Origin of the sequence: Streptomyces sp. Wb2n-11 (assembly GCF_001049855.1) — a bacterium.
Taxonomy (GTDB): domain Bacteria; phylum Actinomycetota; class Actinomycetes; order Streptomycetales; family Streptomycetaceae; genus Streptomyces; species Streptomyces altiplanensis.
Genome location: NZ_CVPB01000001.1, coordinates 4493084 through 4508321 on the forward strand (window position 1 = coordinate 4493084; position 15238 = coordinate 4508321).

The window sequence follows — 15238 nt, forward strand, 5'->3', positions numbered from 1 at the left end:
TTCAGCCACCGGCCGCGGACGTGGGGACGGCGTAGTCGCCGAAGCCGACCCAGTCGAGGAACACGCACGGCTCGTCACCGAGGACCCAGGCGTCGTGACCGGGTGCGACGGAGACGAAGTCGCCGGGTCCGACCTCGATGCTCTCGCCGTCGTCCATGACGATCTTCATCCGGCCGTTCACGACGTAGCCGACGTGGGCGGCCTGGCAGCTGTCGGTTCCGGCGATGGGCCGGACGTGCTTGGTCCACTGCCAGCCCGGCTCGAAGACGGCGCGGCCGACCGGTCCTCGGTCTGTGGTGAGCAGGTCGAGCCTGCCCTTGTCGTCCTCGAAGGGACGGGTCTCGTCTGAGGAGTCGAAGTTCTTGCATACGAGCGATGCCATGACCATCCGCCTCCGGCGGGCGATTGAACGGCCCCCGAGTCCGGTTTCCAGACTACGCCGGGAGGGGACGGGTGCGGGTGGGCCGGGTCGGGTCAATACGGCCTGGTTCGATCCGGGTTCCGGTCGAGCTCGCCGCCGTCCTCCTCGGGTGCGTACGCAGGCGGAGTGGCCGATGGAGGGTTCGGCTCCGTATGAATCCTGCTTGATGGGCCCGGCCGGGGGAGCCCGCGATGAGGTCATCCACTGAACCGAATGACCACCACGAGAGGTGGGGCCGCGTGTTCGAGTTACGGGCGGGACTGAAGGCCGGAGCCATCGGTGTGGCGGGTGCGGTCGCGTGTACCGCACTGGTGGCGTACGGGAGCGACGGCCCGGACACGGGCGGCAAGGCCGGGAAGAAGAGCCCCGGCGCGCAGGAAGAGGGCACGGCGGCGGTGCGTACCGCCTACGACAGGACCGCCGAGGCGGAGACCGCGCGCATGACGCTGAGGACGCGGACGTCGGCGGAGGGCAGGACCGCCTCCGCCGACGGCGAGGGGGTCATCGACCTCGCCGACGGCGACAGCGAGATGACGCTCACCGCCGAAGGCCAGAAGATCGAGCAGCGCGTGGTCGACGGCACGGTCTACCAGAAGGTGCCCGAGGCGCAGCAGGCGAACGTACCGGGCAACAAGCCCCGGATCAAGATCGGTCTGAAGAAGGCCGCGCAGCGGAACGACGGCGGCAGCGGTGGCGCGGCGCAGGTGAACGACCCCGCCGAGGCGGCCGGATTCGCCAAGGGCGTCACCGACAAGGACGTCAGGAAGATCGGTACGGAGGAGGCCGGTGGTACGAGCACGACCCGCTACCGGGTCACGATCGACGTCGACAAGCTCGCCGGCCCAGGCGACCGGGCCAAGGCCGAGCAGCTGAAGAAGCAGCTCGGCCCGACCCTGCCGATGGACGTCTGGCTGGACGACGACGGCCGTATCCGCCGCCAGCAGATGGGCATGAGCATGAAGGCACCGGACGGCTCGGGGGCCGGCGGCCCGCAGAAGGTGGACGTCCGGACCGTCATCGAGTACAGCGACTTCGGCACCGAACCGGAGGTCGAGCCTCCGGCGGCCGGCCAGACCGCCGACATGACGGGCAGGGCGCAGCGGTAGTCCGGGGGGCGCGGGCTCCGGGGAGCCCGGCCCGGCGGGACGCCGGGCATGCGCTCCATGGTGCGGGTGCGGGTGCGGGTGCGGGTGCGGGTGCGGGTGCGACGGGGCCGGGTCACTCGTCCGGCATCGGGTACGGCAGTACGCCCGTCCTCGCCACCCGCCCGTACCACCGCGCACTCGACTTCGGCGTACGCTCCTGCGTCCCGTAGTCGACGTACACCGCGCCGAACCGCTTGCTGTAGCCGTACGCCCACTCGAAGTTGTCCATCAGCGACCAGAGGAAGTAGCCGCGCACGTCCGCCCCGTCCAGCATCGCCCGGCGCACCGCCGCCAAGTGGCCGTGCAGGTAGCGGATGCGGTCCGGGTCGTGGACCGTGCCGTCGGCGGCCGGCTTGTCGTCGTACGCCGCGCCGTTCTCCGTGACCATCAGCGCCACGCCCGGTGCCTCGCGGGCGTACCGCATCAGCAGGTCGTACAGGCCGGTCGGGTCGACGGACCAGTCCATCGCGGTCAGCTCGCCCGGCGGCTGGTGGAAGACGACGGACTCCGAGCCGGGCCAGGGGGAGTGGTCGCCGCCGCCGTGGCCGTCGCGGCTCGCACCCGTCGCGGTGTCGCCGGGCGCGGAAACCACCGCCGGGGCGTAGTAGTTGATGCCCAGCGTGTCCAGCGGCCCGCCGGCCGTCGCCTCGTCCCCGTCCCGCACGAACGACCAGTCCGTCAGGTGCGCGGTGTCGGCGAAGAGGTCGGAGGGGTACGCGCCCGCCAGCATCGGGCCCGTGAAGATCCGGTTCGCGAGGGCGTCGATGCGACGCTGGGCGTCCAGGTCCCCCGGCGACGGTGTGAGCGGCCTGACCGCACTCGGGTTGAGGCTCACGCCGATCCGCGCCCGGGCCGGAAGCGCGGCGCGCAGCGCCTGGACGGCCAGGCCGTGTGCCAGGTTCAGGTGGTGGGCGGCGCGCAGGGCGGCCACCGGGTCGGTGCGACCGGGGGCGTGCACCCCGGAGGCGTGCCCCAGGAAGGCGCTGCACCACGGCTCGTTGAGGGTGGTCCACAGCTCGACGCGGTCGCCCAGCGCCTCGGCGACCAGACCCGCGTACTCCGCGAAGCGGTACGCCGTGTCGCGCTCCGGCCAGCCGCCCCCCGCGGCGGAGCCGCCGGCGGAGGGAGTCTCCAGCTCCTGCGGCAGGTCCCAGTGGTAGAGGGTGAGGCTGGGCGTGATCCCGGCCGCCAGCAGCTCGTCGGCCAGCGCGCGGTAGAAGTCCAGGCCGCGCCCGCACGCCGGGCCCCGGCCGCCCGGCTGCACGCGCGGCCAGGACACCGAGAAGCGGTAGGCGCTCAGGCCCAGGTCCGCCATCATCCGTACGTCGCCGGGCATGCGGTGGTAGTGGTCGGCGGCCACGTCCCCGGTGTCGCCGCCGAGCACCTTGCCCGGCGTACGGCTGAAGGTGTCCCAGATCGACGGGGTGCGGCCGTCCTCCCGCGCCGCGCCCTCGATCTGGTACGCGGCGGTCGCGGTGCCCCACAGGAAGCCGGGCGGGAAGCTCACGGCGCTCTCGGTGCTCTCGGTGCTTTCGGTCATGGAAGCGCTCCTGGTAGGAGGGGGAGGAGGGGAGAGAAGAGAAGGTAATGGGAAGTCAGCCCTTGACCGCGCCCTGCATGATCCCGCCCACGATCTGCCTCCCGAAGAGCGTGAAGGCCAGCAGCAGCGGCAGTGTGCCGAGCAGGGCGCCGGCCATGACGACCGACTGGTCGGGGACGAACCCCTGGCCGAGGTTGGCGAGCGCCACCTGCACGGTCGGGTTGTCCTGGGTCAGCGCGATGATCGGCCAGAAGAAGTCGTTCCAGGCGGCCACGAAGGTGAGCATGCCCAGCACCGCCATCGCGGGCCTGGCCGCCGGGAAGACGATGTGCCAGACGATCCGCAGACTGCTCGCGCCGTCCGTCCGCGCCGCCTCGACCAGTTCGCCCGGCAGCGCCTGCACCAGGTACTGACGCATGAAGAAGACCCCGAAGGCGCTGACGAGAGTCGGCAGGATGACGGCCTGGAGCTGGTCGGTCCACTCCAGCTCGGCGATGGTCATGAAGAGGGGGACGACGCTGAGCTGCGGCGGCACCATCATCGTGGCGATGACCAGCAGCATCAGCAGGTTCTTGAAGCGGAAGCGCAGCTTGGCGAAGGCGAAGCCGGCCAGGGTCGAGAAGAGGACGGTCCCCAGGGCGATGCTCCCGGCCACCACCGCCGTGTTGAGCAGGGCGAGCCCCATGTTGGCGTCGGTCCAGGCGGTCTGGAGGTTCTTGAAGAGGTTCCCGCCGAACCAGAACGGCGGCGGCGTCTGGGACAGCCGGGTGCTGTTGCGGGAGGCCGCGATCGCCGTCCAGACGAGGGGGAACAGCGAGCCTGCCGTGAAGAGGATCAGCACGGCGTAGGTGAGGGGGCCACCGTGCAGATGGCGGCCGGCGCGTACACGCGTCAGTTTCGTCATTGGCTCTTCCTCAGGCGGCGGGCGACCAGCAGGTGGATGCCCGCGACGATCAGCAGGATCAGGAACATCGCCCAGGCGATCGCGGAGGCCCGGCCGAGGTGGAAGTTGAACCAGCCCTGCTCGTACAGGTAGAGGCCGAGCGTCTGGAACTGGTGCGACGCCCCGCCCTTCTGTCCGCCCGCCCCGCCGAACAGCAGCGGCTCGCCGAACAGCTGCGTCGCGCCGATCGTGGAGACGACGACCGTGAAGAGGATCGTCGGCCGCAGGGAGGGGACGGTGACGTGGAGGAACTGCTGCCAGCGCGTCGCCCCGTCCAGCGCCGCCGACTCGTACAGATCGTTCGGCACGGCCTGCATCGCGGCCAGGTAGATCAGCGCGTTGTAGCCCGTCCACCGCCAGATCACGATCGAGGAGACCGCCACCTGCGACGACAGGGTCCCGCTCTGCCAGTCGACCTTCCCGAGCCCCACCGCGTCCAGCACCCAGTTGATCATCCCGTAGTCGCGCCCGAAGAGGAGCACGAAGACGAGCGTCGCGGCGGCCACCGAAGTGGCGTACGGAGTGAGGATCGCGACCCGGAAGAAGCCCGAGGCGCGCAGCCGGTAGTTGAGCAGGTGCGCGATGCCCAGCGCCATCAGCAGCTGCGGCACCGTCGAGATGATGCCGATGGTGAAGGTGTTGCGCAGCGCGTTCCAGAAGAACTCGTCCTCCAGCAGCCGCGTGTAGTTGTGCAGCCCCACCCACTGCATGTCGTTCGGCGCCGACAGCGACACACGGTGCAGCGACGACCAGCCCGTATAGAGGAGGGGGAAGACCCCGAAGGCCGCGAAGAAGACGAAGAAGGGCGCGACGAAGGCGTACGGGCTGTACTTCATGTCCCAGCGGTAGCGTCTGCTGCGCCATGCCCGGCGGCGGCCGGTGCCCCCGGCCGCCCGGCCGCCGCCGGTACCGCTCCCGGGCGGTCCGCGGCCGCGTCCCCCGCGGAGGGGGACACAGCCTGGTCGGTGTACGGACGCATCAGCCGCCGTCCACCGCGTTGTCGATCTCCTTCAGGGCCGCTTCCCAGCCCTGCTCCGGGCTCTTGCCCTGCTGCTCCACCTGGAGGATGCCGACATCACCGAAAGCGGTGCCGATCTGCTGGTCCTTGGGGCCGAGCACCAGCGTCGGGATGCTCTTGGCCGCCTCGGCGAAGAGCTGCCCGGTGGGCGCGTCGCCGAAGTACGGGTTCCTGGCACCCGCGACCGCGTCCAGCTCGTACGCCGGCGGGGTGGACGGGAAGCTCGCCTGCTTGTCGAAGAGCTTCGCCTGCTGTTCGGGCGCGGTCAGCCAGGCCGCGAGCTTGATCGCCTCCGCCTTGTTCTTGCCCGCCTTCGGTACGCCGATGAACGAGCCGCCCCAGTTGGCGGGCCTGGGCGCCGCCGCGACGTCCCACTGGTCCTCGCCCGCCGCTCCCGCCTTCTCCTTGATGTAGCCGAGCATCCACGGCGGGCAGGAGACGGTGGCGAAGGCCCCGTTCGCGTACGCCTGGTCCCACGCCTTGTCGAACTGCTTCAGCTTTCCGGTCAGTCCGCCCGTCGCGGCCTGCATCGCCAGGTCCCAGGCGGTCCTCACCGCCGGGCTGTCCTTGTAGATCAGCTTGCCGTCGGCGTCGTAGAAGCGCTCCGCGTAGCCGTTGTTGACGGCGGCGAAGAGACCGGCCGCCGAGTCGGTGAACGTGGTGCCCCTGGGCCCCTTCGCCTTGTACCGCTTGCCGGCGTCGACGTACTTCTGCCAGTCGCCCGCCCACAGCTTGCCGACGGCCTCGCGGTCGGTCGGCAGCCCCGCCTTCTCGAACAGGTCCTTGCGGTAGCACATGCCCATGGGCCCGATGTCCGTACCGAGCGCGACGGTCCGCCCGTCCTTGGCGGTCGCCTGCGCCCACTTCCAGTCCAGCCAGTCCGACTTGTCGACGCCGGGCGCCTTGGACAGGTCCTCGAACTTGTCGGCCTGGGTGGTGGCGATCTCGTTGATGTTCCCGACCTCTATGGCCTGGATGTCCTGGAGACCGCTGTTGGCCGCGAGGTGCGTCAGCAGTTCCGGGTAGTACGTGTCGACGCGCTCGGTCACGTCCTCCTTGATGAGGATCTCCGGATGCAGCTTCATGTACTCGTCGTAGAGCCCGGCCTGCTTGTAGCCGAAGACCCGAAGGTGCCGATCTCGATCGTGGTTCTGCCCCCGGCGTCCGTCCCGCTGTCGCCGGAGCCGCCGCCCGGGCCCTCGCTGTCCTCGGCACAACCGCCGAGCAGGCCGGCGCCGAGTGCCACAACAGCGGCGACGACCACCGCCCGGTGAGGCGTTCGGGTGCTGATGCGCATTGCGTCCTCCTTGTGCCCTGACGCGCCGCCCCCCGGCCAACTGCGCTGGTGAGCCCGTGGATTGCGGCTGCGGCCCGGGTGGGGAACGTGCGGGATGTGTACGGTTCGGGTACTGTGGGAGCGCTCCCACGTGTGATGTGTTGAAGGTTGGCGGCTCGCCGTGGGGGTGTCAAGACGCCGGACGGCGGGATGTGCGGTCCGAGACCGCTATGAGATATTGCGCAGCGCCGGACGGTGACCGGACGGCGCACAGGGCGGGGAGGTCGGGACATCGTGACTCGTGGATTCCGGAGCCGGAGCGGCGGACGGCCGACGCTCGAAGAAGTGGCCGCGCGCGCCGGTGTCGGCCGGGGCACCGTCTCCCGGGTGGTCAACGGCTCCCCGCGGGTGAGCGACGAGACCCGCGCCGCCGTCGAGGCCGCCGTCGACGAGCTGGGGTACGTACCGAACCGCGCGGCCCGCGCCCTCGCCGCCAACCGCGCCGACGCCGTCGCGCTCGTCGTCCCCGAGGTCGAGTCCCGCTTCTTCACCGAGCCGTACTTCTCCGACATCCTGCGGGGCGTCGGCGCCGCCCTCGACAGCACCGAGATGCAGCTGCTGCTCACCATCGTCGGCAACGACCGCGAGCGCAGCCGCCTGGCGCACTACCTGGCGGGCCACCGGGTCGACGGCGTTCTGCTCGTCTCCGTACGCGCCGGCGACCCGCTGCCCGAGCTGCTGGCCGAGCTGGGCATACCGACCGTCATCAGCGGCCGCCGTTCCGAGCGCGAGCCGCTCGCCTGGGTCGACGCGGACAACGTGGCCGGCGCGCGCGGTGCCGTGGACCACCTCATGGCGCGCGGCCGCCGCACGATAGCCACCATCACCGGACGGCTCGACGTGTACGGCGCCCAGTGCCGCCTCGACGGCTACCGGCAGGCACTGGCCGCGGCCGGCCTCGACGCCGACGAGCGGCTGATCGCCCCCGCCGACTTCACCGAGGCGGGCGGCCGCCGCGCCATGGCGGAGCTGCTGGAGCGCCGCCCGGACATCGACGCGGTCTTCGCCGCGTCCGACGTGATGGCGGCGGGCGCCCGCCAGGTCCTGCGCGAGCGGGGCCGCAGCGTTCCCGGCGATGTGGCACTGGTCGGCTTCGACGACTCGGTCATCGCCCGCCACATGGACCCGCCCCTGACCAGCGTCCGGCAGCCGATAGAGGAGATGGGCCGCGAGATGGCCCGGGTGCTGCTCGAGGAGATCGCCGACCGCCGCCCGGCGGGCACCCGCAGCGTCGCCCCCCGCCAGGTCGTGCTCCCGACGGAGCTGGTGACCCGCGCGTCGTCCTGACGGCCACGGCGGCCGTGGCGCGTCCCACGGCTGCCGCGGCGGCGTCATGGAACGCAAAAGATCCGAGCTCCCGGCCCGTTTCCAGGTCGGGAGCTCGGATCATTCAGGGTGAGTGACGGGACTTGAACCCGCGGCCACCTGGACCACAACCAGGTGCTCTACCAACTGAGCTACACCCACCGCGGCCGGTCGTTCCCGACCGGCTGAGAAAAAGTGTACAGGGTCCCAGAGGGTGCTCGCGCCCAGGTTTCGCCGGGCCTCGCCGGGTGTCTACTCCGCGGGCTGCGCAGGCAGGACGTACTTCGCCGCGATCTTCTTCGCCGTGTCGGAGTCGGGACCGGGCTGGGGCACGAAGACCGCCTCCCGGTAGTAGCGCAGCTCCGCGATGGAGTCCTTGATGTCGGCGAGCGCCCGGTGGTTGCCGTTCTTCTCCGGGCTGTTGAAGTACGCCCGCGGATACCAGCGGCGGGCCAGCTCCTTGACCGACGAGACGTCCACGATCCGGTAGTGGAGGTACGCCTCCAGCGTCGACATGTCACGCAGCAGGAACCCGCGGTCGGTACCGACCGAGTTCCCGCACAGTGGGGCCCTGCCGGGCTCCTTCACGTGCTTCCTCACGTACGCCAGGACCTGCTCCTCGGCGTCGGCCAGCGTCGTTCCGCCGGCCAGTTCGTCGAGGAGGCCCGAGGCGGTGTGCATCTGCCGCACCACCTCGGGCATGGTCTCCAGGGCCGCGTCCGGCGGGCGGATCACGATGTCCACCCCTTCGCCGAGCACGTTGAGCTCCGAGTCGGTGACCAGCGCGGCCACCTCGATAAGTGCGTCGTCCGTCAGCGAGAGCCCGGTCATCTCGCAGTCGATCCACACCATGCGATCGTTCATGTGTCTCACCCTACGGGGCGTTCCCGCGGGCCGGGCAGCGTCGGGCGGCCCGGGGCGTACGCATCGGAGCCCGGCTTGCCCGGATCGGGTGCCGCCGACGCGGTCGCGGAGGGACCCGACGGCGTACTCGCCGCCGCCGCGCGCCTGGCCTGCTGCGGCAGCGCGTCCATGGTCTGGGTGACCGTGGACGGGTGGAGCTCGCCCTGCGGCCGCCGGGCCCGGTAGGCGGCCCGGTACGCGGCCGGGGACGAGCCCAGCTGGCGCCGGAAGTGCCCGCGCAGCGCGACCGGCGAGCGGAAGCCGCAGCGGCCCGCGACCTCGTCGACCGAGTAGTCGGACGTCTCCAGCAGACGCTGCGCCTGGAGCACCCGCTGGGTGATCAGCCACTGCAGGGGAGCGCTCCCGGTGAGGGAGCGGAAACGCCGGTCGAACGTGCGGCGGCTCATGTAGGCGCGCGCGGCCAGCGTCTCCACGTCGAACTGCTCGTGGAGGTGCTCCAGTGCCCAGGCGACGACCTCGGCCAGCGGGTCGGCGCCGATCTCCTCAGGTAAAGACCTGTCGAGGTAGCGCTCCTGCCCGCCGCTGCGGCGCGGCGGTACGACGAGCCTGCGGGCCAGCGCCCCGGCGGCCTCGGTGCCGTGGTCCGTACGCACGATGTGCAGGCACAGGTCGATTCCGGCCGCCGTGCCGGCCGAGGTGAGGACGTCGCCGTCGTCGACGAAGAGCTCGCGCGGGTCGACGTGGACCGACGGGTAGCGCTTGGCGAGCGTCGGCGCGTACATCCAGTGCGTGGTGGCCGGGCGGCCGTCGAGCAGACCCGCCGCCGCCAGCACGAACGCGCCGGTGCACAGCCCGACGATGCGGGCCCCCTCCTCGTGGGCGCGGCGCAGCGCGTCGAGGGCCTCCGGAGGTGGCGGCGAGGTGATGGAACGCCACGCCGGCACGACGACGGTGCCGGCCCTGCTCATCGCCTCCAGGCCGTAGGGGGCGGTCAGTTCGAGTCCGCCCGTGGTGCGCAGCGGTCCGTCCTCTCCCGCGCACACCAGTAGCCGGTAACGGGGTACTCCTGCGTCCTGCCGGTCAATGCCGAACACAGAGAGTGGGATCGAGCTCTCGAAAATGGGGCCGCCGCTGAAGAGCAGCACCGCTACGATTTCCCGGCGGCGGCGTCCGGAGAGCTTCCGTGCGGCCTCCGGTACGGCAGTGGAGTCCTGGCTCATGACGCTAAGCCCCCCTCGGTGTTCGCGTCCTCTCGGTCCTGCACGTTTCCCCTCGGTCCTGCATGATTCCCCCGCCGTATATACCCATGATCGAATCTACTGTGTCCCATGGCGCCGGCGTGACAACTTCGGCATTCGGCACTATGTCGACAAGGTCACTTGGCGTGAAGCATTCGATCACGAAGCGTTCCACTCGCGGGCCCCGCAGGGAAGTGCGCCTCGCCTTCATGGCCCGTCCCCGTAGGGTGCGTTGGCCGGAGGTGGTCCTTTCACGCCTGGTGGAACAGGGGTGGGAGGGCCATTCCGCCAAGGGCTGGGCGGCCACATGAAGTTGGCTGAAAAGATACGGGCGCATGGGGGCCGGGTCACCGCTCCCCCGGCGTGCTTTCCCCGGCGAAGCGCCCGCCCCGGCGCGCCCCGGCCGCCCGCGCCTGCAGGCGCGGGCGTTCTCCCTGCCGCCGCTGCCGCCGTTGTCGCCTGCGGACGTGGCCGAACGTACACCGGTGAGCCGCGCCGGCGGCCGTGCCGACGATCATGTCCGCCGGGCGCCGCGGCCGGCGGCACGCGTCTGTCGAGACACCTGTAAGGGGCAACCGGCATTGCCTTACGGGCCGGGCTCGTGCATGCTCCCTTGGACGCCGCCCGAGGGGCGGCCGGCTCTGGGCAGAAGAGGAGTGTCGCCGTACCCTTGGGGGTATGGAGTCGGGAAGATGATTCCCGGACACAGCTCCACCGCTCGTTGCCATTCCTTCCCTCAATAAAAGCGACCCCTCCCCAGAGGACTTCTTCGCCGAGACACCCATGGCCGGTCACGAAACCCCCGAACCCGCGGACCGCAAGCAGGTCGTCGATCCCCTGGACGACCTCCGGGCGGTGGAGCAAACACGCCATTCCTGCGACCCCGCCTTCCAGCACGGTGTCGTCGTCGGCTTCGACGGCTCCACGTCCAGTGAGCGGGCCCTCTCGTATGCCATCGGCATGGCGGTGCGGTCGGGCTCCGGCCTGATCATCGTCCATGTGGCCAACAGGCTGCCGACCACGGTCTGGGCGGGGTGCGAACCGCCGGTCTTCGTGGACGTGCCGGATCACCGTACCGAGGTGCTCGGACTGGAGCTGGCCTGCGCGGACTACCTCTCCGAAGTGCCGTGGATCCTGGTCGAGCGCGGTGGCGACATCTGCCACGAGCTGGAGGAGGTCGGCCAGGAGTACTCGGCCGACGCGATCGTGGTCGGGACGACGCACGGCCTGGTCGGACGGATCTTCGGCTCGGTGGCGGGCCGGCTGGCGCGGCGCGCGCAGCGGCCGGTCGTCGTGATCCCGTAAGCACTGCGGCACGAGGCCGGCCCCCCGCTTCGCGCGGGGGGCCGGCCTTCGTCGTACCCGCGGCCCGGGCCGCGGCTGCTACTCGACCGTCACGGACTTGGCGAGGTTGCGCGGCTTGTCGATGTCGCGGCCCATGGCCAGTGCCGTGTGGTAGGCGAGGAGCTGGAGCGGAATGCCCATGAGGATCGGGTCCAGCTCCGTCTCGTTCTTCGGGACCACGATGGTGTGGTCGGCCTTCTCCTGCTCGCGGTGCGCGACCGCCAGGATCCGGCCGCTGCGCGCCTTGATCTCCTCCAGCGCCGCGCGGTTCTTCTCCAGCAGCTCGTCGTCGGGCACGATCGCGACGGTCGGCAGGGCGGGCTCGATCAGGGCGAGCGGGCCGTGCTTGAGCTCGGAGGCCGGGTACGCCTCGGCGTGGATGTAGGAGATCTCCTTCAGCTTGAGGGAGGCCTCCAGGGCGACCGGGTAGCCGCGCACGCGCCCGATGAACATCATCGACTGGGCGCCGGCGTACTCCTCGGCGATCTTCTTGATCTCGTCCTCGGTCTTCAGGATCTCCGCGATCTGGGCGGGCAGCTTGCGCAGGCCCTCGATGAGCCGCTTGCCGTCCGAGACGGACAGGTCGCGGATGCGGCCCAGGTGCAGGGCGAGCAGCGCGAAGGCGACGACCGTGTTGGTGAAGCACTTGGTGGAGACGACGCAGACCTCGGGACCGGCGTGCACGTACATGCCGCCGTCGGCCTCGCGGGCGATCGCCGAGCCGACGACGTTCACCACGCCGAGGACGCGGGCGCCCTTGCGCTTCAGCTCCTGCACGGCCGCCAGCACGTCGTACGTCTCACCGGACTGGGAGACGGCGACGTAGAGGGTGTCGGGGTCCACGACCGGGTTGCGGTAGCGGAACTCGGACGCGGGCTCGGCGTCGGCGGGGATGCGGGCCAGTTCCTCGATCAGCTGCGCGCCGATCATGCCCGCGTGGTACGAGGTGCCGCAGCCGAGGATCTTGACGCGGCGGATCCCGCGCGCCTCGCGGGCGTCCAGGTTCAGGCCGCCCAGGTGCACGGTGGAGAAGCGGTCGTCGATGCGGCCGCGCAGCACGCGGTCCACGGCGTCGGCCTGCTCGGAGATCTCCTTGTGCATGTACGTGTCGTGGCCGCCCATGTCGTACGACTCGGCCTCCCACTCCACGGTGGTCGGCGTGGCCGTCGTGCGCGAGCCCTCGGTGGTGTACGTGCGGAAGTCGTCGGCCTTGAGGGTGGCCATCTCGCCGTCCTCGAGGGTGACGATCTGGCGGGTGTGCGAGACCAGCGCGGCGATGTCGGAGGCGACGAACATCTCCTTCTCGCCGATGCCGAGGACGACCGGCGAGCCGTTGCGGGCGACGACGATGCGGTCGGAGAAGTCGGCGTGCATGACGGCGATGCCGTACGTGCCCTCGACGTGGCGCAGGGCCTCGCGGACCTTCTCCTCCAGCGTCACGGCCTGGGAGCGGGCGACGAGGTGGACGAGGACCTCGGTGTCGGTCTCGGAGAGGAACTCGACGCCGTCGGCGACGAGCTTGGCGCGCAGCTCGGTGGCGTTGTCGATGATGCCGTTGTGCACGACGGCGACCCTGCCCTCGGCGTCGAGGTGCGGGTGGGCGTTCTCGTCGCTCGGGGCGCCGTGGGTGGCCCAGCGGGTGTGGGCGATGCCGGTGGTGCCGGCGAAGCGCTTGGGGACCCTGGCCTCCAGGTCGCGGACGCGGCCCTTGGCCTTGACCGTCTTCAGGCCGCTCGCCTTGGGGCTCGTGACCACGATGCCCGCCGAGTCGTAGCCGCGGTACTCCAGGCGCTGGAGGCCTTCGAGCAGCAGCGGGGCGACGTCACGCTTGCCGATGTAACCGACGATTCCGCACATATGGTGTGTCCCTCGAGTCGTTGAGTGGGTGCTCAGCCGTAGACGATGCGGCGCAGTTGCCGGAGCGAGAGCTCCGGCGGCGCCACGGCGCGGTGCGGCATCTCGGCCGCGATCCGCTCGAAGATCTCCGCGTTCACCAGGCCGCCGGACTGAAGCTCACGGTGGCGGCGGCGCACGAAGTCCTCGGCCGTCTCGTCGAAGTACGCCAGCACGTCGAGCACCACCCGGGCGGCCTCACCGCGCGGGAGCGCGGTGCTGCGGACCAGATGGTCGATGAGGTCGTCGTGCGGCGACGACGGGCGGCGTTCGAGCACCCGTAGATACTGCGGGGGTTTTGGGGCACATGCAAGAATCCTGCCCGAATCCGGGCAGGATCTCGCTCCTGGAGGGGGAGGATCCGGTCGTATCCGGGCGTCTCCCGGTGCGGGACACGGACGGAGAAGTGGTCTAAACCCTTGACCCCGGAGTGGGGCGCGCGATACCCATGGTGACCGTTCGCCTGCACTACGCCACTGTTGCGAAGCCCGCCGAAGGGACCGCCCGTGAGTCAAAGCAGAACGCTCCCACGCCTGTTCGCCCCGCTGGTCCTCGTCGTCGCCGCCGGCGCGACGGGCGTCGCGGCCACCCCGGCGGCCGCCGGACCCGCCGCGGAAGCAAGACCACTGGGCCAGGTGATTCCGGCGCCCGCCTCCGTCTCCGAGGGCGGGCCTTCTTATGCCCTCACGCACCGGACGCGCATCAGGGTCGACGACGACTCGCACGAGGCGCGGCGGATCGGCTCGTACCTCGCGGACATCCTGCGCCCGTCCACCGGCTACGCGCTGCCGGTCACGGAGCGGGACGCCAAGGACGGGATCCGGCTGCGGCTCGGCTCCAGGGACGCCTCGCTGGGCGACGAGGGCTACCGGCTGGAGTCCGGCCGCCACGGGGTCACCGTCACGGCCCGCAAGCCCGCCGGGCTCTTCCACGGCGTGCAGACGCTCCGTCAGCTGCTGCCCGCGTCCGTGGAGGAGGACACCCGGCAGCGGGGGCCGTGGAAGGTCGCGGGCGGAACGATCGAGGACGCGCCGCGCTACGGCTACCGGGGCGCGATGCTCGACGTGTCGCGGCACTTCTTCAGCGTCGACAAGGTCAAGACGTACATCGACCAGATGGCGCTCTACAAGGTCAACAAGCTGCACCTGCACCTCTCCGACGACCAGGGCTGGCGCATCGCCGTCGACTCCTGGCCGCGGCTCGCGACGTACGGCGGCTCGACCCAGGTCGGCGGCGGCCCCGGCGGTTACTACACGAAGGCCGACTACAAGGAGATCCTGCGGTACGCCGCCTCCCGCCACCTGGAGGTCGTCCCCGAGATCGACCTGCCGGGGCACACCAACGCGGCGCTCGCCTCGTACCCCGAACTGAACTGCGACGGCGTCGCCCCGCCCCTCTACACGGGGACCAGCGTCGGCTTCAGCTCGCTGTGCGTGCCGAAGGACATCACGTACAGGTTCGTGGACGACGTGGTGCGCGAGATCGCCGCGATGACGCCCGGCAAGTACCTCCACATCGGCGGCGACGAGGCCCACTCCACGTCGGACGCGGACTACGTCGCCTTCATGGACAAGGCGCAGGCCGTCGTCGGCAAGTACGGCAAGACGGTGATGGGCTGGCACCAGCTGACGGGCGGCAACCCGGCCGAGGGCGCCGTCGCCCAGTACTGGGGGCTCGACAGGACCTCGGCGGCGGAGAAGGCGCAGGTCGCCGATGCCGCGAAGAACGGGACGAAGCTGGTGCTGTCGCCGGCCGACCGGGCGTACCTCGACATGAAGTACGACAAGAGCACCCCGCTCGGCCTCGCCTGGGCGGGCTACGTGGAGGTGGAGCGCTCGTACGACTGGAACCCCGGGGCGTACCTGCCGGGCGCGCCGGCCGAGTCGGTCCTCGGGGTCGAGGCGCCGCTGTGGTCGGAGACCCTGTGGACCAACGACCAGGTCGAGTACATGGCGTTCCCGAGGCTGCCGGGCATCGCCGAGCTGGGCTGGTCGCCGGCGGCCACGCACGACTGGGACACGTACAAGGTGCGGCTGGCGGCCCAGGGGCCGCGGTTCTCGGCGCTGGGCATCGACTACTACCGCTCGGCGCAGGTGCCCTGGCCCGCGGAGTAGGGGCGGCGAGGGGCGGGCGTCCGTGAGGGCCCGGGGCACGGACGCCCGCCCGCTCGTCGTTCCGGTCGGCGGCCGGG

General features: G+C 71.0%; 11 protein-coding genes, 1 tRNA gene and 2 pseudogenes. 4 read left to right on the forward strand and 10 right to left on the reverse strand.

Annotation, left to right across the window (positions count from 1 at the left end; genetic code table 11):
- Position 1 precedes the first annotated feature (1 nt).
- Positions 2 to 382, reverse strand: a complete 381-nt coding sequence (locus tag BN1555_RS20460) for a cupin domain-containing protein (RefSeq protein ID WP_093803530.1) — start codon at positions 380 to 382, stop codon at positions 2 to 4.
- A 278-nt stretch (positions 383 to 660) separates the two neighbouring features.
- Between BN1555_RS20460 and BN1555_RS20465 the strand changes: the two genes are divergently transcribed.
- Entirely contained in the window at positions 661 to 1527 is an 867-nt protein-coding gene (locus BN1555_RS20465; protein WP_093800729.1) for an SCO4651 family lipoprotein, read from the forward strand.
- 112 nt (positions 1528 to 1639) lie between these two features.
- Here BN1555_RS20465 and BN1555_RS20470 read toward each other — a convergent pair whose 3' ends face one another.
- The 4 genes and pseudogenes from BN1555_RS20470 to BN1555_RS20485 all read right to left on the reverse strand — a co-directional run bounded on the left by BN1555_RS20470 (position 1640) and on the right by BN1555_RS20485 (position 6364).
- Positions 1640 to 3106, reverse strand: a complete 1467-nt coding sequence (locus BN1555_RS20470; protein ID WP_093800730.1) for a GH1 family beta-glucosidase — start codon at positions 3104 to 3106, stop codon at positions 1640 to 1642.
- Positions 3107 to 3161: 55 nt separating this feature from the next.
- Complete coding sequence (locus tag BN1555_RS20475) at positions 3162 to 4010, reverse strand: carbohydrate ABC transporter permease (protein WP_093800731.1); 849 nt, start codon at positions 4008 to 4010, stop codon at positions 3162 to 3164.
- Positions 4007 to 4924, reverse strand: a pseudogene (locus BN1555_RS20480) (carbohydrate ABC transporter permease); the annotation flags it as partial. The pseudogene BN1555_RS20480 and the gene BN1555_RS20475, both read right to left, overlap by 4 nt.
- Positions 4925 to 5027: 103 nt before the next feature.
- Positions 5028 to 6364 (reverse strand): annotated as a pseudogene (locus BN1555_RS20485) (extracellular solute-binding protein).
- A gap of 270 nt (positions 6365 to 6634) precedes the next feature.
- Between BN1555_RS20485 and BN1555_RS20490 the strand changes: the two are divergent.
- Positions 6635 to 7690 (forward strand): LacI family DNA-binding transcriptional regulator, encoded by a 1056-nt coding sequence (locus BN1555_RS20490; RefSeq protein WP_093803531.1) that lies wholly within the window; start codon positions 6635 to 6637, stop codon positions 7688 to 7690.
- A gap of 107 nt (positions 7691 to 7797) precedes the next feature.
- Here BN1555_RS20490 and BN1555_RS20495 read toward each other — a convergent pair.
- From BN1555_RS20495 to BN1555_RS20505, 3 genes are all read right to left on the reverse strand, one after another.
- Positions 7798 to 7870, reverse strand: a tRNA-His gene (locus BN1555_RS20495).
- A gap of 90 nt (positions 7871 to 7960) precedes the next feature.
- On the reverse strand, positions 7961 to 8572 hold the full coding sequence (orn, locus tag BN1555_RS20500) for an oligoribonuclease (protein ID WP_093800733.1): 612 nt from the start codon (positions 8570 to 8572) through the stop codon (positions 7961 to 7963).
- Positions 8573 to 8577: 5 nt separating this feature from the next.
- Complete coding sequence (locus BN1555_RS20505) at positions 8578 to 9792, reverse strand: helix-turn-helix domain-containing protein (protein ID WP_093800734.1); 1215 nt, start codon at positions 9790 to 9792, stop codon at positions 8578 to 8580.
- Between the two features lie 801 nt (positions 9793 to 10593).
- Between BN1555_RS20505 and BN1555_RS20510 the strand changes: the two genes are divergently transcribed.
- Complete coding sequence (locus BN1555_RS20510; RefSeq protein ID WP_093800735.1) at positions 10594 to 11115, forward strand: universal stress protein; 522 nt, start codon at positions 10594 to 10596, stop codon at positions 11113 to 11115.
- 78 nt (positions 11116 to 11193) lie between these two features.
- Here the strand turns inward: BN1555_RS20510 and glmS are convergent, their stop codons facing one another.
- Together glmS and BN1555_RS20520 are read right to left on the reverse strand one after the other, a co-directional pair.
- On the reverse strand, positions 11194 to 13011 hold the full coding sequence (glmS, locus tag BN1555_RS20515) for a glutamine--fructose-6-phosphate transaminase (isomerizing) (protein WP_093800736.1): 1818 nt from the start codon (positions 13009 to 13011) through the stop codon (positions 11194 to 11196).
- 32 nt (positions 13012 to 13043) lie between these two features.
- Positions 13044 to 13325, reverse strand: coding sequence for a hypothetical protein (locus BN1555_RS20520; RefSeq protein ID WP_093800737.1), 282 nt, complete (start codon positions 13323 to 13325; stop codon positions 13044 to 13046).
- A 228-nt stretch (positions 13326 to 13553) separates the two neighbouring features.
- Between BN1555_RS20520 and BN1555_RS20525 the strand changes: the two genes are divergently transcribed.
- The gene (locus BN1555_RS20525) at positions 13554 to 15161 is read left to right on the forward strand and encodes a beta-N-acetylhexosaminidase (RefSeq protein ID WP_093800738.1); all 1608 of its coding nucleotides are present in this window, start codon (positions 13554 to 13556) and stop codon (positions 15159 to 15161) included.
- Positions 15162 to 15238: the final 77 nt, after the last annotated feature.